The sequence below is a fragment of the Seleniivibrio woodruffii genome (assembly GCF_004339245.1).
GTDB classification, from domain to species: Bacteria; Chrysiogenota; Deferribacteres; order Deferribacterales; family Geovibrionaceae; genus Seleniivibrio; species Seleniivibrio woodruffii.
On sequence record NZ_SMGG01000003.1, the window covers coordinates 429,837 to 452,112 of the forward strand.

At 48.5% G+C, this 22,276-nt stretch carries 23 protein-coding genes; 11 read left to right on the top strand and 12 right to left on the bottom strand.

Features of this window, described 5'->3' with window-relative positions:
* Positions 1-62: 62 nt before the first annotated feature.
* Complete coding sequence (locus C8D98_RS01950) at positions 63-383, bottom strand: PA2779 family protein (protein WP_132871544.1); 321 nt, start codon at positions 381-383, stop codon at positions 63-65.
* A 168-nt stretch (positions 384-551) separates the two neighbouring features.
* Here C8D98_RS01950 and C8D98_RS01955 point away from each other — a divergent pair, with 168 nt between their 5' ends.
* Together C8D98_RS01955 and C8D98_RS01960 are read left to right on the top strand one after the other, a co-directional pair.
* Entirely contained in the window at positions 552-3,098 is a 2,547-nt protein-coding gene (locus tag C8D98_RS01955) for a PAS domain S-box protein (RefSeq protein ID WP_132871546.1), read from the top strand.
* Positions 3,099-3,223: 125 nt separating this feature from the next.
* Complete coding sequence (locus C8D98_RS01960) at positions 3,224-3,817, top strand: TetR/AcrR family transcriptional regulator (protein WP_132871548.1); 594 nt, start codon at positions 3,224-3,226, stop codon at positions 3,815-3,817.
* Here C8D98_RS01960 and C8D98_RS01965 read toward each other — a convergent pair.
* Genes C8D98_RS01965 through C8D98_RS01980 form a run of 4 tightly spaced genes read right to left on the bottom strand, consistent with a single transcriptional unit; the run spans position 3,802 to position 7,765 of the window.
* Positions 3,802-4,398, bottom strand: coding sequence for a phosphatase PAP2 family protein (locus C8D98_RS01965; protein ID WP_132871550.1), 597 nt, complete (start codon positions 4,396-4,398; stop codon positions 3,802-3,804). The genes C8D98_RS01960 and C8D98_RS01965 overlap by 16 nt on opposite strands.
* Positions 4,399-6,753 (bottom strand): PAS domain-containing sensor histidine kinase, encoded by a 2,355-nt coding sequence (locus tag C8D98_RS01970; RefSeq protein ID WP_132871552.1) that lies wholly within the window; start codon positions 6,751-6,753, stop codon positions 4,399-4,401.
* Between the two features lie 7 nt (positions 6,754-6,760).
* Positions 6,761-7,384, bottom strand: a complete 624-nt coding sequence (locus tag C8D98_RS01975) for a hypothetical protein (RefSeq protein ID WP_132871554.1) — start codon at positions 7,382-7,384, stop codon at positions 6,761-6,763.
* Positions 7,385-7,405: 21 nt separating this feature from the next.
* Positions 7,406-7,765, bottom strand: a complete 360-nt coding sequence (locus tag C8D98_RS01980) for a response regulator (protein WP_132871556.1) — start codon at positions 7,763-7,765, stop codon at positions 7,406-7,408.
* A gap of 166 nt (positions 7,766-7,931) precedes the next feature.
* Here C8D98_RS01980 and C8D98_RS13680 point away from each other — a divergent pair, with 166 nt between their 5' ends.
* From C8D98_RS13680 to C8D98_RS02000, 5 genes are all read left to right on the top strand, one after another.
* Entirely contained in the window at positions 7,932-8,078 is a 147-nt protein-coding gene (locus C8D98_RS13680; RefSeq protein WP_165871152.1) for a hypothetical protein, read from the top strand.
* Positions 8,079-8,243: 165 nt separating this feature from the next.
* Positions 8,244-9,707, top strand: a complete 1,464-nt coding sequence (locus tag C8D98_RS01985; RefSeq protein ID WP_132871558.1) for a catalase — start codon at positions 8,244-8,246, stop codon at positions 9,705-9,707.
* A gap of 73 nt (positions 9,708-9,780) precedes the next feature.
* Positions 9,781-10,194: a YbaN family protein gene (locus tag C8D98_RS01990; RefSeq protein ID WP_207891226.1), complete on the top strand. Its 414-nt coding sequence runs from the start codon at positions 9,781-9,783 to the stop codon at positions 10,192-10,194.
* 16 nt (positions 10,195-10,210) lie between these two features.
* Positions 10,211-10,783 carry a DNA-3-methyladenine glycosylase I gene (locus tag C8D98_RS01995; RefSeq protein WP_132871560.1) on the top strand — a complete coding sequence of 191 codons (573 nt, stop codon included), beginning with the start codon at positions 10,211-10,213 and terminating at the stop codon, positions 10,781-10,783.
* A 250-nt stretch (positions 10,784-11,033) separates the two neighbouring features.
* The gene (locus C8D98_RS02000; protein WP_132871562.1) at positions 11,034-12,944 is read left to right on the top strand and encodes a methyl-accepting chemotaxis protein; all 1,911 of its coding nucleotides are present in this window, start codon (positions 11,034-11,036) and stop codon (positions 12,942-12,944) included.
* A 45-nt stretch (positions 12,945-12,989) separates the two neighbouring features.
* On the opposite strand, the gene C8D98_RS02005 is transcribed toward C8D98_RS02000, so the two are convergent.
* Genes C8D98_RS02005 through citC form a run of 7 tightly spaced genes read right to left on the bottom strand, consistent with a single transcriptional unit; the run spans position 12,990 to position 18,412 of the window.
* Positions 12,990-13,790, bottom strand: coding sequence for a triphosphoribosyl-dephospho-CoA synthase (locus C8D98_RS02005; RefSeq protein ID WP_132871564.1), 801 nt, complete (start codon positions 13,788-13,790; stop codon positions 12,990-12,992).
* A complete protein-coding gene (locus C8D98_RS02010) occupies positions 13,726-14,235 on the bottom strand; it encodes a citrate lyase holo-[acyl-carrier protein] synthase (RefSeq protein WP_132871566.1) in 510 nt (169 codons plus the stop codon). Before C8D98_RS02010 ends, C8D98_RS02005 begins: the two co-directional genes overlap by 65 nt.
* Positions 14,210-15,748: a citrate lyase subunit alpha gene (gene citF / locus C8D98_RS02015; protein WP_132871568.1), complete on the bottom strand. Its 1,539-nt coding sequence runs from the start codon at positions 15,746-15,748 to the stop codon at positions 14,210-14,212. Before citF ends, C8D98_RS02010 begins: the two co-directional genes overlap by 26 nt.
* Positions 15,735-16,658 carry an HpcH/HpaI aldolase/citrate lyase family protein gene (locus C8D98_RS02020; RefSeq protein ID WP_132871570.1) on the bottom strand — a complete coding sequence of 308 codons (924 nt, stop codon included), beginning with the start codon at positions 16,656-16,658 and terminating at the stop codon, positions 15,735-15,737. Before C8D98_RS02020 ends, citF begins: the two co-directional genes overlap by 14 nt.
* A gap of 1 nt (position 16,659) precedes the next feature.
* A complete protein-coding gene (locus C8D98_RS02025) occupies positions 16,660-17,127 on the bottom strand; it encodes a PPC domain-containing DNA-binding protein (protein ID WP_132871571.1) in 468 nt (155 codons plus the stop codon).
* A gap of 1 nt (position 17,128) precedes the next feature.
* Positions 17,129-17,392, bottom strand: coding sequence for a citrate lyase acyl carrier protein (citD, locus tag C8D98_RS02030; RefSeq protein WP_132871573.1), 264 nt, complete (start codon positions 17,390-17,392; stop codon positions 17,129-17,131).
* 9 nt (positions 17,393-17,401) lie between these two features.
* On the bottom strand, positions 17,402-18,412 hold the full coding sequence (gene citC, locus C8D98_RS02035) for a [citrate (pro-3S)-lyase] ligase (RefSeq protein ID WP_132871575.1): 1,011 nt from the start codon (positions 18,410-18,412) through the stop codon (positions 17,402-17,404).
* 324 nt (positions 18,413-18,736) lie between these two features.
* Here citC and C8D98_RS02040 point away from each other — a divergent pair, with 324 nt between their 5' ends.
* The 4 genes from C8D98_RS02040 (at position 18,737) to C8D98_RS02055 (ending at position 22,276) form a co-directional block, all read left to right on the top strand.
* Positions 18,737-19,132 carry a hypothetical protein gene (locus C8D98_RS02040; RefSeq protein WP_132871577.1) on the top strand — a complete coding sequence of 132 codons (396 nt, stop codon included), beginning with the start codon at positions 18,737-18,739 and terminating at the stop codon, positions 19,130-19,132.
* Between the two features lie 337 nt (positions 19,133-19,469).
* A complete protein-coding gene (locus tag C8D98_RS02045; RefSeq protein WP_132871579.1) occupies positions 19,470-19,706 on the top strand; it encodes a hypothetical protein in 237 nt (78 codons plus the stop codon).
* 14 nt (positions 19,707-19,720) lie between these two features.
* Positions 19,721-21,820, top strand: a complete 2,100-nt coding sequence (locus C8D98_RS02050; RefSeq protein ID WP_132871580.1) for an HD domain-containing phosphohydrolase — start codon at positions 19,721-19,723, stop codon at positions 21,818-21,820.
* Positions 21,821-21,853: 33 nt separating this feature from the next.
* Positions 21,854-22,276, top strand: a complete 423-nt coding sequence (locus C8D98_RS02055; protein ID WP_132871582.1) for a DUF2147 domain-containing protein — start codon at positions 21,854-21,856, stop codon at positions 22,274-22,276.

Consider the following 22,276-nt stretch of genomic DNA (forward strand, 5'->3'; position numbering starts at 1 on the left):
TGATTATAGGACGGGGTGTGATATTTTTCCAGTTGTAAACTATTATTGACAGTGAATTTTCACTAAAAGATGGCTGCGAGGATATCTACGAACATGTCAGCAAAGAGCATTATAAGGTCTTCAATGACGGAAAGAACTCCGCCCGCAGCGGGCACATTGTCTATTGATGCCGCAAGCTTTTCAGCCTCCTGCGGTGAGAGGGCGGCGGCTCTTGCCTGAGCCTCTGCGGCGGATATTCCGAGTTTTTCAAGACTCGCTTTTACATCCTGCCGTGCGATAAAGCTGTTTATTTTTTCTCCGCTTGCGTCCGGCTGAACCAGAGCGGCGTTTGCCTGAAAGGCGGTCAGCAGAATACAGAACGCAATAGCCTGCGCAGTTTTCATGATCCTCTCCTCATATCTTCATTTAACCATACATAAATGCTTTTCCGGTGATGAGAATATGGTTTAAGTGTGTTCAGTTTATAAATTTTATACTGATGAGTTTTTAAATCTAAACTTCATGAGTTGTGATATAATGGTTTACAAACATATGATCCTTCGGAGTTTCAGATGGGCAAGCTGCGGTCAATGACCGGATTTATTCCAATATCTGTTTTCATATTCGTAACAGCTCTTGCCATCATTCTCTATGAATCCTCTTTGTTTTCTCTTCAAAAAGGCATGCAGAGCACATTCCGCATGTACACCAAAGAAACTGCAAACGCCATAACGGTCCGGATGGGAACCTATGAGCAGGTTCTGCGGGGTGTTGAAGGTTTTCTCTCGGCAAATAAAGATACGATAACCAGAGAAATGTGGAAGGAATACGCTTCCACTCTGGAGCTTTCCAACCTTTATCCGGGGGTTCAGGCCATCGGGTTTGCAAAAATTGTGAAACAGAGCGAGCTTGAGAGCCATATAAACGATGTGCGCAGATCCGGAGTGTTTTATTACAGGGTGCATCCCGAACAGAAGAAGGATTATTATGTTCCGGTGATGATGATGTATCCGGAGGACAGGATAAACCTGAAGGTCATGGGATATGACCTCTCCAGCGAGCCTGTACGCTCAGGTATGCTTAAAGAGGCTGGAGAGTCCGGCAAAACAGCTCTTACAGGTAAAATGGTGCTGAAGCAGGAGGCGGATATGAAAAATCCTCCCTCCGGAGTGCTGATGGCCATGCCTGTTTACAGACACGGGGAGCTTTACGGATACGTTGCGGCTCCTTTCAGAATGAACGATCTTATGCGGGGCATCTTCGGCACTTATGTGCAGGGGCTCTCCCTTAAAATATACGATACCGAGGTTTCCCCTGCAAACCTTATGTACTCCACAGGCGACAGCGGTGAAGAGACCATAATGTCCGCTGTTCTGCCCGTTGCCATGTACGGCAGAACATGGCAGCTTAAGTTTGATGCGGGTGAGGTTTTCTTCAGCCAGTTCGACAGGAGCAAGCCGCTTCAGGTTCTTGTGGGCGGAGTCCTTACGGGTTTTCTGCTGGCGATGCTCAGCTATATCCTGCTTAAAACCAGAAGCCGTGCATATGAGATGGCGGAGCAGATGGCGCAGAGGTTTTATGAGAGTGAGGAACGCTACCGCAGAACCTTTGAACAGGCCGCAGTGGGTATAGTGATGACTTCGCTGGACGGCAGGTTCATGAAGCCCAACTCCTGTTTCTGCCGCATAACCGGATACACCGTTGCCGAACTTCTGAAAAAGACAATGCTGGATATAACCTATGTCAAAGATCTGAAAGATAACGAAGGTTGCGGGACAGATCTTATCGCAGGAAGAACCGACACCTATGTCACCGAACGGCGGCTGGTTCGCAAGGACGGCAGTATTATCTGGGCGGTGATAACCGCATCGGTTCTTAAAGACAACGAGGGCGCACCGAAGAACATAATCATGGTTGTTGAAGACATATCCCGCAAAAAGAACACCGAAGATGCGCTTATAAACCTTAACACCAGACTGACGGCCATCATCGAAAACTCGCTGGTGGGCATAATTCAGGTGAGGGAGCGGAGGTTTCAGTGGGCAAACAACGCCTTTCTGGAGATTTTCGGATACAGGTCTGAAGACATCATAGGCAAATCCACCATGGCAATTCATCCCGACGAAAAGCATTATGAGGATTTCGGCAGATTCGTTGACTCTGAACTTGTGTTTTCAAAGAACGGCTACGCCAGCGTCAGAACAGAGATGCGCAAGTGCGACGGCAGTCTTGTCTGGGTGGAGATGGCCGGAAAGCGGATAAAGGATGAGGACGGCGAACCCTGTTCCGTTTGGGTGGTTATGGACGTCACCGAGAGGAAACTGGCCGAGGACAGGCTTCTGGAGCTTAACAACACTCTGGAATCGAAGGTTGCCGAGGAAACCCACCGCAGGATAGAGCAGGAGAGGCTTTTCATGCAGCAGGGCAGGCTGGCGGCCATGGGCGAGATGATAGGCGCAATAGCCCACCAGTGGCGGCAGCCGCTGAACGTCATGGCTCTCATGGTGCAGAATATTCAGGAGGAATACGAACTGGATATGCTGGACAGGGACATAATGAAGGAATTTGCGGATATAAGCATGAAACAGATATTGTTTATGTCCAACACCATAGACGATTTCAGGAATTTCTTCAGGACGGATAAGGAGCGGGTGGAGTTTTCAGCCGTTCAGCAGATATCTGCGGTTATTGATCTTGTGAACCAGCAGTTCACTGCGCATAACATAAAAGTCAGGATAGTCAGGCATGCGGACGCAATTCTTTATGGGGTTGCAAACGAGTTCGCACAGGTGATACTGAATCTGCTGTCCAACAGCAAGGACGCATTTCTGCTGAACCACAGGAGCGATCCCGAGATAAAAATCGAAATTTCATGCAGTGAGGGGGTTTTCAGAATAACTGTTGCCGACAATGCCGGGGGTATAGCCGACGACATATCTGATAAGATTTTCGATCCCTACTTTACCACCAAAGGACCTGAAAAGGGCACTGGGATAGGGCTTTACATGAGCAAGCTGATAATCAACGATCATTATAACGGAGTACTTTCGTTCAGAAACTGCGAAGAGGGGGCAGAGTTCATAATAGAACTGCCTGTGGTCTCCTGTTGTAAAATATAAATGAACGTCTGCGTATTATTAGTAAACTACACCGTATAGTTTAAAATTGCTTGCGGAAAGACATTTTACAATTTATTGTAAAATGAAACCTACGTCAGTATAATTTCGATGTACGGGAGGAGCGGGTGGAAAAAACACTGAGTCAGCGGAAGAAGAGGGCTATTGTTCAGGCTGCTGCGGAGCTGTTTCTGGACAAAGGCTACGGCAGCGTAAGCATGGACAACATAGCAGAGCTTGCCAATGTTTCAAAGCGCACCGTCTATAATCACTTCCCTTCAAAAGAACTGCTTTTCTCAGAAATTGTGCTTGAGGTTCGTAACGACTTCGGTTTTCCCGAGCTGGAATATATGCCGGGCGGAAACGTTTCCGCAGACCTTCAGGACTATGCGAAAAAAATACTGGCAATGATCCGCAACGAAAGATTTCTCAAACTATTAAGGCTTGTGATGGGCGAATCGGGGCGTTTTCCCGAACTGCGCATCGCCTATTCCGATCAGGGCATGAAATCCATTCTGGACACGGTCAGCGACTATCTGGAAGCTGTGGGCAGACCTGTGGACGACAGGCTCCTTGCCTCTCAGCAGTATGTGGGCATGATAAAAGAATGCCTTTTCTGGCCTGTGCTTCTGGGGCTTATCCCGATGCCGACCCCCGAAAAGGACGAATATGTAATAAAAGACTGTGTAGAGAAGTTTATAAAACTCTACGATCTGGCCTGAAACATCCGCCTGTAGATTATCAGAGCGGTTCCTATCCCCAGAATCATCCCTGCCAGAGTGTCACTCAGAAAATGGTTCAGGGTTGAAAGCCTTGTCACTGCCATCAGAATAACGAATATTACCGCCGGAATCGTCAGTTTTCTCCAGTGGAGTGCTGTCATTGCGCCCAGAGCAGCCGCAACAGTTGTGTGGCCGGATGGGAAGGACGTTTTATAATATCTGGTGTGCAGAAATTCAAAACCGTAGGTGTCGAAGTCGTAAAGCATTACGGGGCGGTTGCGTCCGAAAAAGAATTTGAGCAGGTTTGAGGCCATTCCGGATATGATTATAGCCAGAAAGAACGAAAGGGCTATTCTGGCCACCAGCGGGTTTCTTTTTCTGAAAATAACCCAGACAGCCAGCGAAACGGGAAGATATATGTCGGATTTGCCCAGCTCGGTGATCTCCGTGCTGAAACGGAAGAATACTTTGTTTTCGTGGGATTTGAAAAACTCAGCTACGGGAATGTCGAGAAACATCAGTGAAACCCCGCAGGCAAGAAGCAGAAAAATAAGAAGCCGGTATGATGCCGATACGGTCATTTAGTCCCTTTTAGGCTTTATTGACGGCAGGTCGATGGTTATACAGGCTCCGTCTTCTGTGTTGTTAACCCGTATGTCTCCGTCCATCTTGCGAATTATCAGCTTAACCATATACATGCCGATCCCTGTGCCCTTGTCCCCTTTGGTGGTGAAATAGGGATCGAATATGTGGTCTATAATGTCCTTGGGGATGCCGCCGCCGTTGTCGTATATTCTGACGCTTATCATGGAGTCGTCCCCGTCTATGACGATTCTGACCTGTCCGCTGAAATCCCTCTGAACGTTCACTCTGTTCTGAATAGCATCCTTTGCGTTGCTCAGAATGTTGATTATGCAGTGGCGGAACTCGTTTGCAACCCCGTAAACAGCCTCTCTTGCAGAGAGCTTGTTTTCAACCTCGATCTGTGTTCCCCTTACTGCGAACAGCGGAAGGAGCAGGCGTACGGTATTGTTGACCGTGCTGATGAGGTCGAATGGTCTGGGGTCTTTGTCGTGGCTGAAGAAATTTCGGAAATCGTCTATTGTCTCCGCCATGAACCTGACCTGCTCCAGTGAGGTGTCGGTCATGCGGATTATCTCCTCAAAGTCGCCTTTTCCGGTCTCAATGCTGTCCTTAATGTTGTCCAGCACCAGATTAAGCACGTTCAGGGGCTGTTTCCACTGGTGACCGATAACGCCTATCATCTCTCCCATGGCCGCCATTTTCGACTGCTGGATGAGCAGCTGTTCCTGATCTTTCTGTTCGGAGAGGATTGATATCCTGTCGGTTATGTCGGTGAAGGCATAAACGCTGTATGTGGTTTTTTCGTCTGCGCTGTAGCGGGTAACGTTCATATAGGCATATTTCTGACTGCCGTCCTTTGCGGTCAGGATTATCTCTGATGTGTTTTCTGCGGCGTTGCGGACGTATTTTTCATAGTCGCTTTTGTGAGAGATTATGTTGAGGCAGTCCAAACCTCTGCCCAGAATTTCCTGTTCGGCATATCCTGTCAGCCTTGCGAACTCCCTGTTGACACGCATTATGACACCTTCGGAATCGAGGATAAGGAAGCCGATGTCCGCTATGTCGAAAAGTGAGGCCAGAAGCCTCTCTTTATCCTTTATCTGCTTTTCAAGCTCTCTGATATCGGTCAGGTCCTGCATTGTGACCAGAAGGCGTTTCCCCTCCCTTTCACTGCCCAGCACCTTGCCGTATATGTCCACAGGCTTTTTTCTGCCGCTTTTGCTGATTATTTCGGAGAACACGGAAAAGCTGTCCATCTTGTTTTCCATGGTTTTCTGGCAGAGTTTTTTTATCCCCTCTGCATGATTGCCGTGGAAGAATCTGTGGATATCTTCAACAGAGTTTGGTTTGAAGTCAGGATCCCCCAGAATGTTCTTCATCCCCTGACTGACCTTTATGGTTCCGTCGGTGCAGAAATATTCGAAACTTCCGGAGCGTGCGACCTCCTGAGCCAGCTGGAGCTGGTCACGGCTGCGTGTCAGCTCGAAGTTCAGCTTTTTCAGTTCGATGTTCTTCTCGTCATATCGCCTGCTGAGTTCGTTGTTTATATCCTGAAGGAGTTTTTCCTTGTTTTTGAGTCTTGTTATGTCGGTCATGGAGACTATTATGTAGTTCTCCCTTTCAGGCATTCTGCGTGCGCTGAAGATAAAGGTGCGCTCCTTGCCGTTGGTGTCGGTGACCGTTATGCGGTTGGTGATGTCCGATTCCAGGCTTTTGGTTATAAAGCTGTAGAAGCTGGTCTCTTTTGTGGTCAGATAGCTGTCGTGGGTGATGAAATCCATCAGGTCGGCGGCACCTGAGTTGATCCGCTCGTCAATATCGTATCCGAAAAGCTCCATAAAGCTGTAGTTCCAGTTGATGAGCCGCTTTTCGCTCATGACGAATATTATGTTCGTCTGAAAATCCATTGTGTTCTGGAGAAGAAGGTGCTGTTCCGCCAGATTTGCCGCACTTATCTCCAGATTTGTTCTGGTCTCAAAGAGTGAGGTCTGATCGTATATCATGCAGAGTGCCTGTCTGTTCGCTTTGTCGTAAATGGTTATTACTGCGTTCTGGAGCATGAACGGAAACAGGCTGCCCGTAAGCTTCCGGCTCGGTATCTTTATGAGGTATTTTTCAGCCTCTGCGTTTATGAATGCGGGTGTGTTCAGCAGAAACACCTGTTTCAGCTTTCGTTTCAGCATTCCGGAGTTTATATCGGGAAAATAATCGGTGATGGGTGAGCCTTCGATATCGGCCCGTTTGATTCCTGTCTGCACCTCCAGCCAGTGGTTGAAGTAGTGCACGTTCAGATTCTCATCCAGAACCATTGCTCCGTTCAGGATATGGTCGAGGTAATTGAGTGATGCCATGCCGTGGTTATCCGGAGTAACTTTCGATGAAATAGTCGAGAGCCTGCTTGAACTTGCCGAAGGATTCCTCTTTCAGCAGAATGTACATATTGCCCTTTATCTCCGTTGTGTCCACATCGATTATTATTTTTATGACTATTACCTGTGTGAACTCCTGATTTTTATTCATCTCCGCAATCCGTGCGGGTTCGTATATGCGTATCTCAGGCGGCTGAAAGTATATTTCGGTGTTTGTGAGGTCGGCTATGCGCCCCAGAAGTGCGGAGGATATTATGTTGGTTATCTCAAGAGAGCAGCTTTTAACATCGTCCGGTTCTTCCGGATTCAGTGTTTCGTCCAGCTTTGAGTAACACTCGGTGAGAGCCTTTGCGGAGCGGGTGCTCATCAGCATAACCGATTCGCCTTCGAGATAGTTCAGAAAAACCTGCGAAACAATGAAATAGCCTCTGTCCGGATCCATGGATTTGTAGGCCACGTTTGCAAATTCGTCGATGCTGACGATCTCCATTTCGGGGACATACATTGTTGAATGCATTCCTATGGAGTCGGAGATCAGCGATGTGGCCATTCCGTATGCAATGTTGAAAAGCTCAATCATCGCCTCGGTCTGAATTTCGGATAGATGATTCATTTTAATATGCCTCTGTGTTTGTCAGCACATGACTGTTGTCAGAGCCTGGGCTATCTTCTCGGCGTTTATGGGCTTGTTCACCATATAGTCGGCTCCCAGTGCCATGACGTTTTCTCTGGTTTTCTGCTGAATATCGGCAGAGACCACGATTATCTTCGATGTCCTGTCAAAGGAGCGTATCTCTTCCAGAATCTCTTCTCCTCTGACATCGGGCATTGTGAGGTCGAGAAACACAAGGTCTGGCTGGTGCTGTCTGAAAAGGGACACAGCCTGCTTCCCGTCTCCCGTATCCGTAACCTCCCAGCCTTCCAGCTGTTCATTTATAAGTTTTATGAGTGCCCTTCTGGCAAATCCCGAATCGTCTACTACGAGTATCTTCACACTTAAGCTCCGGTATAAATTTCATTCAAATATATCAAAAAAACTTCCTTATGTCATTTTAATAAATATCTTTTTATCGCAGGTGTGAATAATCACCCTTCGGGGCGGAGAATGGTATGGATATTAACATGTATGAACAGTATCATTGTCAAATAAGGAGGCATGTATGAGAACAATCGCTCTGACGCTCGTCATGGCCTTTTCTCTGGCAATATTCTACGGTTGCGCCGGACACGGAACAGGAAAGGCGACCGCTCCCGGCCAGATAAAAAAGGACACGGGCTACAATTACAAATCAGGAAAACAGAAATAAAAAAGAGCCGGAAGGCTCTTTTTTTATGACCTTTCGTGCAGAATCTGAGAAATCGTGCTATTCTTAATAATAATTATCTCATAAAAGCGAATATCACCTCTTGAATATTAATAAAAATTATCATAAGATAACTAATGCTATTTGGTTTCACAGGAGGTAGTAAAAATGAGTAAGAAAGAGGATAAGCATCTCACCACAGCGGCGGGAGTTCCCGTTGCGGACAACCAGAACGTGGCGACAGCCGGAAAAAGAGGCCCGATGCTCCTTCAGGACATATGGTTTCTTGAAAAACTCGCCCATTTCGACAGAGAGGTCATCCCCGAAAGAAGGATGCACGCAAAAGGCTCCGGAGCCTTCGGAACCTTCACCGTAACCCATGACATAACCGGATATACAAAAGCTAAGATATTCTCCGAAATAGGAAAAAAGACCGATCTGTTTGTGCGTTTCTCAACTGTGGCAGGTGAAAGGGGAGCGGCGGACGCCGAGAGGGATATCAGAGGCTTTGCCATAAAGTTTTATACCGAAGAGGGAAACTGGGACCTTGTGGGAAACAACACTCCGGTGTTCTTCCTGCGTGATCCGCTGAAGTTTCCCGACCTCAACCATGCGGTAAAGCGCGACCCCAGAACAAACATGCGCAGTGCCCAGAACAACTGGGACTTCTGGACATCACTCCCCGAAGCTCTCCATCAGGTTACAATAACTATGAGCGACAGAGGAATCCCTAGATCATACAGACACATGCACGGATTCGGAAGCCATACGTTCAGCTTTATCAACGCAGAGAACAAGCGCACATGGGTAAAATTCCACTTAGTGACCCAGCAGGGCATTCAGAATCTTACGGATGAAGAGGCGGAAAAGGTCATCGGCAAGTGCCGTGAGAGCCACCAGAGAAACCTGCTTGAGAGCATAGACAAGGGCGATTTCCCCAGATGGAAAATGTTCGTTCAGCTTATGACCGAGGAGCAGGCGGCAAAACTGCCTTACAACCCCTTCGACCTCACAAAGGTATGGTTCAAAAAGGACGCTCCCCTCATAGAGGTAGGTGTTCTGGAGCTTAACAAGAACCCCGAAAACTATTTCGCCGACGTTGAGCAGGCGGCGTTCAACCCTGCAAACATCGTTCCAGGCATCAGCTTCTCGCCCGACAGAATGCTTCAGGGCAGGCTGTTCTCATACGGAGATACCCAGAGATACAGACTCGGTGTCAACCACCACTCCATCCCCGTTAACGCTCCCCGCTGTCCTTTCCACAGCTACCACAGGGACGGCCAGATGCGTGTTGACGGAAATAAAGGCTCGACCCTTGCCTATGAGCCGAACAGCTACGGCGAGTGGAAGGACCAGTGGCAGTTGAAAGAGCCGCCTCTGGCTCTGGACGGCCCCGCATATCAGTACGATTTCCGTGAGGATGACGACGATTACTACACTCAGCCCGGTCTCCTCTTCCGTCTGATGTCACCCGCTCAGCAGAAGGTTCTTTGCGAGAACACCGCAAGAGCCATGGGCGACGCTCCTGAGATGATAAAGATCCGCCACATAGGCAACTGTCTGAAGGCTGATCCGGCATACGGCAAGGGAGTTGCGGATGCCATGGGCATTTCCCTTGATAAAGTGAAGTAAGGTTACTATCTTATAGACTTCAGGGGGCGGAGCTTCCGTCCCCTTTTATTATTTATGTTTTCGGGAGAGTCGTTTGAAAAAGAATTTGTTTATGGCGCTGGGGGTGTTTTTCACTCTGCTGGCCGTCATAGGAATAATTGTACCTGTTCTGCCCACCACACCTTTTCTGCTTGTAGCCTCGTTCTGTTTTGTCCGCAGTTCTGAAAAGATGAACAACTGGCTTATAAATCATAGAATATTCGGTGCATACATCGGAACCTACATGAAATATCGTGCTGTGCGCAAGGATATGAAGATAAGGGCGGTTCTTTTGCTCTGGGGATCACTTCTGCTTTCAGCTCTTCTGGTGCGCAACCTCCACGTTATCTTTGTTCTGCTTGTTGTGGGCATGGGGGTGACAGCCTATATTCTGTCGCTTAAAACCATGACAGCGGAGATGGAGAGGGAAGCGGCCCTGTTGACATCCGGCACGGGCAGTGTAGAATAGACAGGTGGAGGCGGATATGTCTGATAATAAAGTGCGCTGCAGCTGGTGTGAGGGAAAGGATTTTTATGAGAAGTATCATGACGAGGAGTGGGGCGTGCCCGTTCGGGACGACAGAACCCATTTCGAGTTCCTTATCCTCGAAGGTGCGCAGGCGGGCTTAAGCTGGGAGACCATCCTGAAAAAAAGGGAAGGCTACCGCAAGGCGTTTAAGAATTTCGACCCGAAACTGGTGGCCGAAATGACGGACGAAGAGCTTGAAGCACTGATACTTAACCCCGAGATAATCCGCAACAGACTTAAAATATTCGCCGCAAGGAAGAATGCCCGTGTTTTTCTGAAGATTCAGGAAGAGTTCGGCAGTTTCGATGCCTACGTCTGGCGTTTTGTAGGCGGCAAACCCATCATAAATAAACTCGGATCAATGTCCGATGCGGTGGCCACTTCACCGGAGTCGGACGCCCTTTCCAAAGATCTGAAAAAACGGGGAATGACATTTGTCGGTTCCACCATAATCTATGCCCATATGCAGGCAACAGGACTGGTGAATGACCATTTCACCGACTGCTTCAGGCACGCAGAACTTTCATAAATAACTTATCTCTTTAACGCATATTTTACATCTGCTATGTAGGCTATGTCTGTTTGACATAGCAGGTGCCCTGTGCTAAGATAAACCCTTGTGAATATTATATTTATACAATTTTTGTCGGAATATTCACTCTTATGAGCGCAGGATTATTTTTTCCGGTTGCGGGATACTGATTATTCTATTTACACAGGACAAATAATGCAAAAAGCAGCAGAAGCCGGCAATATCGCTGTCTCTGCGGAGAGGTTTTATGAGTTTGAAGTTAAAAATCATTCTGACGGCACTGGCAGTGTTCCTTGCCATCGTCTCGACCCTTGTTCTAAGGTCATATTTTTACACCCAGTCGGCGGCTGTTGAAAATATCGAAATCCAGCAGATAAACCGCAGTGATGAGGTTGCGGCTCTTATGGGGCTTTGGGCCGAGTCGAAAAAAGCGGCCATCACAGCAGAAGCCAAAAGGCTGAAAGCAAAGGGCGACGCTTTTAATGCCGAACCCGAAAAGAACATAGAGGACTATGCGCTTGTGGCAGAGGCCAACGCATTCGACCTGGTATATTTCGGAAGCGAGCAGGACGGCAGTTTCTGGATGTCCAAGCAGTCACAGCTTCCGGAAGGTTATGACCCCAGGGTCAGACCATGGTATCAGATGGGAAAATCCAAGACCGGAACACAGTTCACCGAACCCTATGTTGACATGATAACAGGCGGACTGGTGGTCTCGATCATCGAAGGGATAAGCATAAACGGAGATTTTGCGGGTGTCCTCGGTTCGGATGTTCCGCTTAAATCTATAATAGATAAAGTAATGAACGTCGGCTCCGGCGACAAGGGAAGACCCTTTGTAACCGACAGCGCAGGAAAAATACTGATACACGACGACAGCGGCCTTGTTCTTAAAAAGAGCATAGGGGAGCTTGATCCCAGCCTTTCAAACCTTATGAATGAGGTTGAAAAGAACGACAGCGGTGTTTTCCACTATTCACTGGAAGGTAAAAACATGCTGCTGGCATATTCAAAAGTTCCCGAGCTTGGCTGGGTCTCTTTTGTGACCGCCGATGAAGCGTCTGTGCTTGCTCCGGCAAAAAAGGAGGCGTTCAATCTTACGTTCCTTTCACTTATTCCCGTTTTATTCGGCATAGCTTTGTTCTGGTATCTTGTGTCCAGACAGCTTAAGCCCATCGACACCCTCATTCAGCGACTGAGAGACATTGCAGAGGGCGAAGCCGATCTTACGAAAACTCTGGACGACTCACGAACAGACGAACTGGGCGATGTTGCCAGACTTTTCAACAGGTTCATAGGCCGTGTTAAAGACATTATGGAGTCAGTTTCGGATCTGTCCCACAATATGACAAAATCAATATCCGAGCTTTCAACTACCGTCAGCGATATATCCAGAGGAATGCACAACCAGACGGACGAGACAAACAGCCTCGCAACCGCCGTTGAAGAGATGAACCAGACCATCAGCCAGATAGCCGAAAGCGCAAACGAGACTTCGGTTCAGGCGAACGCTACAATAAAAAGTGCCGAAGGCAGCAAGATGTCTGTCACCGACACGGTGTCAAAAATGCAGCAGATAGCGGAAAACGTCCGTGAATCCGCAGAGGTAATCACCAGACTGGGTGAATCTTCGGCTCAGATCGGCGACATCATAAACGTTATCAACGATATTGCAGACCAGACAAACCTGCTGGCGCTTAATGCGGCCATCGAGGCGGCAAGAGCCGGAGAAGCGGGAAGGGGATTTGCGGTTGTTGCAGACGAGGTTCGTAAGCTTGCGGAACGCACTCAGTCGGCCACAAAAGAGATATCCGACATGATATCAATGCTCCAGACCGAATCCAAGAATGCTGTTGTAAAGGTTGAGAGCGGGGTTGGGCAGGTTGAGGCCGGAACCAGATCGGCAGATTCAGCTGAAAAGTCAATAAGCCTGATCGTTGAGCAGACAACAGTGGCAACTGACATGGTAAACCAGATAGCCTCCGCTGCAGAAGAGCAGGCGGCAACAACAACAGAGATAGCCAAGAACGTTGAGAAGATAAACAATATCGCAGAAGTGAACAACAGGGAGCTTGCTGAGATAACGGATTTTGCAAGGCAGATTCATACCGATGCCGAGGATCTGCTTAGAACCATCAATCAGTTCCGAATCAGATAAACTATCATTGCCGCTCAGAGCCGAAGTGTTCCGGGCGGCAATTTTTTATTGTGATCTATTGAAGTCCTTCAGGGCAAAGCTCAGTGCCAGAAGATCGGCACAGCCGCCCATCGTAAGGTTTATAGATCTGTAATATTCGTTTCTGGCCGCAAGCCATTTTTCAGCGGGTTCGCCCTCTTCTATCAGCTTTTTCAGCTCAGCTCCGTCTCTCCGTACGATTTTGAGTCCTTCCATGCCGCATCTGTGTATCGATGTGGAATCGTCCGCACGCTCCATTATGCATGCAAGGGCATAGTGGGGATTATCGGGTCTCCGGTTCAGTGCGGGGATGCCGGCTTCAAAAACAGACGGCAGCCCTTCCAGACACTCAAGCTTTATGCCGCCCGTGTGAAAGTTGCGTCTGACAGAAGAACCGTTGGATTCGGGCAGAGGGTTTGAGAAAAATTCCTCAGAAAGCTCGGAGATACCTGTCCGAATATCCTCAAAGACTATATGGGACAGCAGAACCAGTCCGCTTAAGAATATAAAACCCTTGTGGGTGTTGCTCTGGCATTTCTGCATCATCCGCTTTTCGGCGGCCATGCCAACGGCACGAAGTTCGCTTATGCTTCCGCCGTCATACAGACAGAGAGCCAGCTCCTCGTAATATCTTGGCAGAAGCATTACGGAAAGCTCCATCAGCTCGTATGACAGATCGGGATGGGAACCGTTGTCAAGCCTGTCAACCAGACCGGGCTTCGGCGTCAGCTCCAGTTCCCTCAGGGCTCCCATTGTCAGAGATTCAGCAAGATTCCTGAAATCCCGTGAGAAGGCGGTGCGTTTCTGCAATGATGTCAGGGTATGCATGTCTTTGCGTCCTTATGCAGTCGGCGGCAGGTTCGTTGCAGAGCAGGCATCTGCGGGGCGGTATGCCCATTGATGCTCTGTCGGCGGCCTGTCCGTCGGTATTGTAAATGTCTATGTCCAGCAGTCTGTTCCGTTCGTGTTTGGTTTCGAGAGCCACGGCGGCTGATTTTGCACTCTTTGCGTCCAGCGGTGAATGCATGAAAACGATATAGCCCGCCGCATCGCCGTATGCGCCTATGGTCAGAGCATCAGCATCTTTTGCCATGCATTCTTCGGCACAAGCTATGAGCCTGCGCATGGCGGGAGTGTCCTTCTCTTCGCCCGCCGCATTGCAGACGATGGTTATGACGCACCCGTCCCGATATGAGCCCGTAAGACGGGACAGGGTCTCCCATCGCTGCTCACGGGCATTCAGTATGCTATTCCTTAACTCTTCTGACCGCATCTATGATGCTTCCGTCTCTGTATTCTATGAGAGCCGCTATCTCGTCAGTGAACTGAACGGGGCGGGGTACGCCTGTGATATCGGTTATCTCCTTTTTGATGTCATGAATGTCCTTAACGGGGAGTTTTGCCTTCAGAAGCTCCTTTTTAAGCTCCGGATGCTTGTCGTTGACGGCAATGCCCCTTTCGGTGACGATTATGTCTATATTTTCGCCAGGGGTGGTGACTGTTATCACGTTGTCCATGATGATGGGCAGGCGACCCCTTATGGATGGTGCAACGATGATCGCAAGTTTTGCTCCTGCGGCCGTGTCTGTGTGTCCGCCTGTGTTGTGGAGGAGATAACCGTTGGATTCGGTGTTGACGTTTACGTTGAAGTTAACGTCTATCTCAGTGGCTCCAAGGATAACAACGTCGAGCATGTTCACTATTGCGCCCATGTTGAAGGGGTTGGCGTACAGGTCTGCGCTTATCTCCTGATGGTTCATGCTCTCGCCGATTGATTTGACGGCGTTCAGGTCGAAGCACTGAACGTCCATCAGTGTCTGAAAAAGCCCTTCATTCAGCATATCGACGAAATATCCCGTGATGCCGCCTGAACCGAACGAACCTTTTATTTTCTTTTCGAGCATCTTTTTACGGACGTTTTCGGCCACGGCAAGGGATGTTCCCCCTGCGCCTGTCTGGAAAGAGAATCCGTCTTTGAGCAGTCCGGAGGCTTCAATTACCTCCGCAGTGTTCCTTGCTATCATAAGCCCTATGGGGTCTTTGGTCACTTTTGTTGTGGTGGAGACTATCTTTGTCGGGTCTCCGAGGGATTCCACGGCAACAACGTAGTCCACACAGGTCTGGGAGATTGCAATGGGGCTTACAGGGTGCTGAACGAGGTTGTCGGTTACGGCTATAACCTTGTCGGCATAGCGTGCGTCCACATGGGAATAGCCGAGGCTTCCGCATGCGGATTTGCCGTAGTAGCCGTTCATATTGCCGTATTCGTCGCAGCAGGGGGCTGCTATGAATGCAACGTCGACCTTTACCTCCCCTGTCATCATTGAGCGGGCACGTCCGCCGTGGCTTCGCACAATTATGGGGATGTCCAGTTCGCCTTTTGTCGCCAGTTCGCCTATGAGTCCGTTAACGCCGCACTCAAGGCTGGTTATGACCCCTTTCCTGATGTAGGGGATTATCTCCGCATGAACGGGATGTATTGAGCTTGAGGCAATGGTTATGTTGCCGATGCCTAGTTCATCCAGAATCTTTACCACTGCGTTCAGCAGAAGGTCGCCGTTGCGCAGGTGGTGGTGGGTGGATATCGTCATTCCGTCTTTGAGTCCGGAGGCTATGATTGCCTCACGCAGTGAACCCACGAGCTTTTTGTCGCCTGGGCGGAATGTCTTGATGGGGCGTGCGTATTCTCTGCCTGCCGGAGTGATGGCGTTCGGAGAGGTGTAGGGTATCCGCTTTTTGCCGTTGTAAACTTCGGGGATGAAGCGTCCCAGACTATTTTGCACCATGTATCACCTCGTCGCTTATCTCTATATCCACCATGCCCAGAGCCGCCGCTGTGCGTATCACCCTTGCGGCACGCTTAACAATGGGAGCATCTATCATTTTGCCACGCAGTGAGATAACGCCTGTTCCCATCTCACGTGCCTGTTTTATGGCTTCGATGATTTCCAGCGCACTGTCTATCTCATCTTTGCTGGGTGCGAAGACCTTGTGAACAATGTCTATCTGTCTGGGGTTTACCAGTGATTTTCCGGTGAAGCCCAGACCTTTTATCAGCTTGACCTCACGGGTGAAGTTCTCTTCGTCGGAAACGTCGGCGAATATCGTGTCAATTGCCTGAATGCCTGCGGCTTTTGCCGCCCATGCCACACGGTTTCGTGCCTGAAACAGCTCTTCGCCTGTTTTGGTACGTTCAATGCCCATGCTGGTGGTGTAGTCCTCTGCGCCGAACGCAAGGGCAATTACCCTTGATGAGCATCTGGCGGTTTTAATACAGTTGATGACGCCCTGAGCACTTTCTATTGAAGGGATTATCTTGAATCGGCCTATCTCAAGCCCCAGATTTTCCTCGCACTCTGTCAGAAAGGTGTCGAGCCTCTCAACAATCTCCGGAGTGTCGGCCTTGGGCAGACGAACTCCGTCGGGAAGAGCGGGGAGAACCGTCAGCAGGTCGTCATAGCCCCATTCGGTGTCCAGCGGGTTTATGCGGAAAAAGACCTCTTTGTTCCGGTCTTTGTATGATTCTATGAAGGATTTAACCAGTATTCTCGCCGCATCCTTTTCGTTCAGCGGCACTGCGTCTTCAAGGTCGATGAAAACCGCATCGCAGTTGAATATGGGAATGTTCTGGAGCATGGAGGGCATGTTGCCCGGCACATACAGCAGAGAGCGTCTTATCGACAGTGTTTCTTCCATGTCAGTCCTCTATGAAGATGGTGGGAGTTCCGGCGGATTTTGAAACGTGGCGTTCGATGCCGTCCGCAGAAAGCTCGGTTATCATTATTTCGCAGGATGCGAACACTCTGGCGTTGAAAAGGTGACCGCCCAGAACCTCGCCGGATGATTTTGACATCTGGATGTGGAGGTGGCAGTCGGGCTCGCCGTTCTCATCGGGAAAGATGTTTCCGTTCAGCCCCAGAAGCTCCATGGGATAGGCTATCTGGTGAACGGTCATTCTGGGCACTGTTATGGGCAGTGTCGCTCCGGTTTTGATGCCTCTGAACTTGACATCGGTTACTGAGCCGACAGCGGATACTATCACGCTGTACTGAACGTCCAGCTCTTTAACAGCTTCAACCAGTTTGTCGGCGATGAGTTCGCCGGGCAGAATCTTGATTATGAAACTGCGGGCAGTTTTTGCCTCTTTATACCATAAACCCTGCATCCTATGCCTCCTGCGAGCGCAGAACAGCAGCCTGCACCCTTGCATCGATGGCATAGTCCAGTGCGCCTCTGTCTTTAATGCGGATTATTCCGGCGGTGACGTTCATCCGGTTAAGCACTTCCTCAACCTTGGCCTGAATCAGGTGTCCGTACTGCTTTGCCACGGTGGAATCGATCTGGATATCCAGTGTGTCCGCAGGTTCTGTGAAAACCATCAGGTCGCTGGACTGCATTGTCCCTGCCTGTGCCTTCTTTTCTATCTTCATGTTTTGCACCTATGAACTGAGCACGGGGGTTGCGTTCTTACTGATGAGCACTCCCGTGTTCTCGGTCAGATATTTATATGTCGCTTCGGGAACCATCTCCCTTAATTTATCATATTCTCCGGCAAGAAGCATGCGGCGAACAGCGGATGCGCTGATTATGTGTCCGCCTGCGGTCTTGCGCTCTATTTCGGTGAACTCTATTCCGTACTGAGGCAGAATCTCACGCATGGCCTCGTTATACATGGCAGTCAGACGGCATACAGGCTCCTGTCCGGCAAAGCGTCTGGTTATGCCGAATACGGGGGCTATCTGTTCGCAGAAGATCGACAGGTCGAGTCTAAGCTGTTCGCTGGTAACTTTTTCGCTGTCTTTCAGAAAGTATGACGGAAAGGTTATGCGGCTCACCGCATAAGGTCCTGTGGGGATCACATGTACGTTCGCCAGATCCTCCACCCCTTTTTTCACCAGATTCAGCCTTGCGCTGAAAGGAATGAGGGAAGAGTCCTCCTCCACAACGAACAGATATACGTTGTCGGAGCAGGCGGATGCGGTTTCCACAAGGTAGCGGTGGCCGTTTGTGAAAGGGTTGCAGTTCATCACCAGCCCGCTGTTCTTTCCTGGCCTGACTTCGCTTTTCCACTTTTTCAGATAATCCTTTATGCTGTGTCCGTATTCCAGAACGGCGACCGAATCTGTCTGTGCCAAAGGGCTGAAGTTGAGGTATCTGAAGCTCTGAACGTAAACCGGTTTTGTGAATACAAAGGTATGCTCGTAGCCCGCACGGAATGCGTCTGTGATGAGTGCGTTTATGATCTCTGCGAATACACCGGTATCCCTGTGGTCGGGATGAACGGCGACCATTTTCAGAATGTTTTTGGATCTTGCTCCGGTTGCAATGAGACTGTCATGCTCATACACCCCCAGGAACACATCAAAATCAGGGTCAAAATCGAGACCCGAATCTGTTAAAAGATTTCTGGCTTCCTGAATCCGGTTGTCCGTCAGCAGGTAACTAACCATTTATCACCAGATAATTGCGGCGGCAAAAAAATAATAATATGCCGAATCCTGCATTATTTCATAAAACAAAGCGTAACTTTGTTTTATGCCCTCCAATATATGCACAATCGAAGCTAATGCTAGCACTGTTTGGTTTTTGCTTCAACGATGAAATTCCTGTTTTGCATATTTTAATGTTATCATGAACTTTTTATAAATTCCCCCTGTCAGTTTCCTGATGCCGCAGGGGATCGATGCGTATCATTTTGTTTGACACAGAGAGAATGTGTGTATAATGATAAACCTCAAAGGCTGAACAGATTCAGATTTATTCGGAGAGTTATGATGAACAAGAAGCTGTTTCCAATATTTGTTGTTTTTGTGCTGGTTCTCATAGGCATCAGCACCTGGCCCTATGTTGTGGAATCCAGAATGCCCGTAAACCAGTTCATCTCGAAAGAGAAGAAATCAGGCATGGTTCCGATAGTGCAGTTTGTGACTGACGACATGCAGGTTAAGATAGCCGAAACCGCCGCTGCGCAGTTCAACGAGAAAGCACCCACAAAAGTTATCGTAGGGGCGTTTAAGATCGGCGAAAACCAGAAGTCGGCCGAGCAGTACGGAATGAAGGTTCCCGGATATGTTATTTTCGATGCCGACGGCAAGGTTGCCGTTCAGGAGTTCGGAGTTATATCTCAGGAAAAACTGACAGAGATCATTTCGGGCGTTCACACCCATTAATTAATATTTCAGCGGGCAGGGGCTTCACTCTGCCCGTCCGGCTTTCAAAGCGTTATTTCATCCGTTTCTTTATTAAAATAATTCTTGACCATTCTGTATTTGTTCATTAAAAGTATTTCAGAAGCGTTATATAAATAAAAACATATCGAACTCTTTAAGGCAGCTTGACAAACAGGAACCTCTTGGGTAATCGTTGGATCTGGGAGCTTGCCATGCTCTGTATGGGGTACGGGGTATGGAAAGCTCCCCCTTTCATTTTCTTATTTTCAAAACTGATAGTAATAAATTTTCGCTTTTGTGTTAAAATAGTCAAAATGGATATACAAGAGCGATAATCATGAAAAAATATACTTTTACTTTCAGCATCCTTACACTTTTTGCCGCACTGACCCTTCTGCTGTCTGTTTTTCTCATGGGCAACTTCTTTATAAGAGGCATGAAACAGGCCTACAGGATAACGGAAAACAAGATATCCGAAGCAAACCGTACAATCAGCAACACCCTTACTGAAACCATCAGTCAGCATCAACAAGTATTTCCATTCTGCTGTATATCAACTCCGACAACAGTATAATCGAATCTGCCGACATGTATCTAAGGGTCATGTGGGAACAGCTCAACTCCGGAAAGCATATCTCCAGCATATTTCTGGCGGATGAAACCGGAAACTTTCTTCAGGCAAGGTGCAGTCCGAAACTGGCCGTCAGGGTTATCGACAGAACGGCTGAGAAACCTACGGACACCTATTATTTTAAAGATACGGGCTATGGAACTGTAGGGGAGGAGATTTCTCCTGCAATGTATGACCCCAGAATAAGAAGCTGGTACAAAAATGCCCGTGCCCACGAAATAAGCTGGTCGGAGCCATATATTTTCGCATCCACGGGTAAGCCCGGCATAACCCTTTCAACAGCGGTTTTCGACAGCTCCGGCAGAAGGATACGCACTGTGGCCGCCGACTATTCTACAGAATCCCTTTCCGCCATGCTTAAATCAAAATCGGGAGTTATAAAGGGTGATCTGGTGATGTTTGCGGAGGACGGAAACGTTATTGCCGCTTCTTTCGACCTCAGGGGCGAGACGGTTCCGACCTTGGAAGGTCTTACAAATCCCGCTTATAAAGGCATACTGGATAATGCCCGAACAGGAAAAATGAACGGAAGCCTGAAAGGTTCGGACGATACTTATGAGTACTTCATTGAGAAACTTCCGGAATACACCGGGCAGAAATGGTATCTTGCATCGTTCGTAAAGCGAAGCGTAATACTGAATGAAATACGGCAGACGATGCTGACAACCCTTCTGATATCAGTGCTTATAATCGGCATAACATATTTCCCTGTTCTTTATGTTCTGAAAAGACTGTTCATAAACCCCATTGAAAAGCTGAAAGGTATGACCGATGAGGTTTGCAGAAAGAACTACGACAAAGTTAAGAGGATAGACACGGTTGTGGAGGAGTTCCACGGGCTTTCGGATTCCATGGTCAACATGTCTGCATCCATAAGCCGTTATGAGGCGGAACTGAAAGAGCTGATGGACTCATTTATAAAGATCATAGCAGGAGCCATCGACGCCAAATCCAAATATACTGCCGGACACTGCCTGCGTGTGCCTGAACTTGCCATAATGATTGCCGAAACTTTACAGAAAAGAGATGATGAGGCGTTCAAAGATTTCCGTCTGGAGACCGATGCCCAGTGGAGAGAGTTTTCCATTGCGGCGTGGATGCATGACTGCGGAAAGGTCACCACTCCCGAATACGTTGTGGACAAGGCCACAAAACTTGAGGCCATCCATAATCGCATCCACGAGATACGCACCCGTTTCGAGGTTCTGCACAGGGATGCGCAGATAGATTATTATGAAAAACTGCAAAAGGATCCGGAAAAAGAGGCAGAACTGAAAGCAGAGCTTGAAAAAGCCTGGGCACAGCTTCAGGACGATTTTGCATTCATAGCCAAATGCAATGTCGGCGGCGAGTTTATGGACGATGCGGACATTGAGCGGCTTCGAAATATTGCTGAAAAGACGTGGATAAGGAATTTTGACGACAGACAGGGATTGAGCATTGCGGAGAATCAGAGGCTCGGCGGCCGTCCCCCTGTTCCTGTTCCGGCCGTTGAAAAACTGCTGGCGGACAAACCCGAACATCTCATCGAGCGTGAGTATTTCATCGACGAGCAGGAATACAGAGAGTTCGGATTTCAGACCCTGGTTCCCAGATATGCCTTTAACTACGGCGAGGTATACAACCTTTCAGTGAAGAGGGGAACGCTCACCGAAGAGGAGAGGTATAAGATAAACGAACATATCATCATGACCATAAAAATGCTCTCCGCACTGCCTCTGCCCGAGAACATGAAGCATGTGCCTGAGTATGCTGGCGGCCACCACGAGACCATGGACGGCAAAGGATATCCCCGCAGACTATATAAAAGTGAGATATCCATCCCCGCCAGAATAATTGCCATAGCCGATATATTCGAGGCTCTGACGGCGGCTGACAGACCGTATAAAAAACCCAAGACACTGTCGGAATCACTCAGAATAATGGAGTTTATGAAAAAGGACGGCCATATAGACGGCGATATCTTTGATGTGTTTGTTCAGGAAAAGCTGTATATGAAGTATGCCGAGAAGTTTCTGGATAAAAGCCAGATTGACGAAATCAAACCGGCAGGCTAATATCCTTCAACAAATTACTTAAAAGGATTAACTATGAAAGCTGTTCTTGTTCTAATTTTTGCACTTACATCGGTTTTTGCCTTTGCGGCATCTCCCGCCGGTCTCTGGAAGACCATAGACGACAAAACGGGCAAAGAGAAATCTCTGGTACGCATAACGGAGAACGGAGGCGTTCTCAGCGGTGCTATAGAAAAACTGCTCGATCCTAATGCCAAAAAGGATATGGTCTGTGACGAATGTACGGACGACAGAAAGGGCAAACCCGTTGTCGGACTGAACATTATCCGGGGACTGAAACAGGACGGCGAGAAATGGGAAGGGGGAACCATCCTCGACCCTAAAAGCGGAAAAATATATAAAGCTACAATAAAGGTCATTGAGGGCGGAAAAAAACTGGAACTCAGAGGCTACATAGGCCCCTTCTTCCGCACTCAGGTTTGGCTTAGGGCCGACTGA

Bases quoted from the DNA above. Each gene is read 5' to 3' on its own strand.
- C8D98_RS02025 (WP_132871571.1), bottom strand. From the start codon at position 17,127: ATGCAGGGTTTATGGTATAAAGAGGCAAAAACTGCCCGCAGTTTCATA.
- C8D98_RS02055 (WP_132871582.1), top strand. From the start codon at position 21,854: ATGAAAGCTGTTCTTGTTCTAATTTTTGCACTTACATCGGTTTTTGCC.
- C8D98_RS02040 (WP_132871577.1), top strand. From the start codon at position 18,737: ATGAACAAGAAGCTGTTTCCAATATTTGTTGTTTTTGTGCTGGTTCTC.
- C8D98_RS01985 (WP_132871558.1), top strand. From the start codon at position 8,244: ATGAGTAAGAAAGAGGATAAGCATCTCACCACAGCGGCGGGAGTTCCC.
- C8D98_RS01975 (WP_132871554.1), bottom strand. From the start codon at position 7,384: ATGAATCATCTATCCGAAATTCAGACCGAGGCGATGATTGAGCTTTTC.
- C8D98_RS02005 (WP_132871564.1), bottom strand. From the start codon at position 13,790: ATGCATACCCTGACATCATTGCAGAAACGCACCGCCTTCTCACGGGAT.
- C8D98_RS02045 (WP_132871579.1), top strand. From the start codon at position 19,470: ATGAAAAAATATACTTTTACTTTCAGCATCCTTACACTTTTTGCCGCA.
- C8D98_RS01995 (WP_132871560.1), top strand. From the start codon at position 10,211: ATGTCTGATAATAAAGTGCGCTGCAGCTGGTGTGAGGGAAAGGATTTT.
- C8D98_RS02010 (WP_132871566.1), bottom strand. From the start codon at position 14,235: ATGCGGTCAGAAGAGTTAAGGAATAGCATACTGAATGCCCGTGAGCAG.
- C8D98_RS02050 (WP_132871580.1), top strand. From the start codon at position 19,721: ATGTATCTAAGGGTCATGTGGGAACAGCTCAACTCCGGAAAGCATATC.
- C8D98_RS13680 (WP_165871152.1), top strand. From the start codon at position 7,932: ATGAGAACAATCGCTCTGACGCTCGTCATGGCCTTTTCTCTGGCAATA.
- C8D98_RS01970 (WP_132871552.1), bottom strand. From the start codon at position 6,753: ATGGCATCACTCAATTACCTCGACCATATCCTGAACGGAGCAATGGTT.
- citF (WP_132871568.1), bottom strand. From the start codon at position 15,748: ATGGTGCAAAATAGTCTGGGACGCTTCATCCCCGAAGTTTACAACGGC.
- C8D98_RS01965 (WP_132871550.1), bottom strand. From the start codon at position 4,398: ATGACCGTATCGGCATCATACCGGCTTCTTATTTTTCTGCTTCTTGCC.
- C8D98_RS01950 (WP_132871544.1), bottom strand. From the start codon at position 383: ATGAAAACTGCGCAGGCTATTGCGTTCTGTATTCTGCTGACCGCCTTT.
- C8D98_RS02020 (WP_132871570.1), bottom strand. From the start codon at position 16,658: ATGGAAGAAACACTGTCGATAAGACGCTCTCTGCTGTATGTGCCGGGC.
- C8D98_RS02000 (WP_132871562.1), top strand. From the start codon at position 11,034: ATGAGTTTGAAGTTAAAAATCATTCTGACGGCACTGGCAGTGTTCCTT.
- C8D98_RS01955 (WP_132871546.1), top strand. From the start codon at position 552: ATGGGCAAGCTGCGGTCAATGACCGGATTTATTCCAATATCTGTTTTC.
- citD (WP_132871573.1), bottom strand. From the start codon at position 17,392: ATGAAGATAGAAAAGAAGGCACAGGCAGGGACAATGCAGTCCAGCGAC.
- citC (WP_132871575.1), bottom strand. From the start codon at position 18,412: ATGGTTAGTTACCTGCTGACGGACAACCGGATTCAGGAAGCCAGAAAT.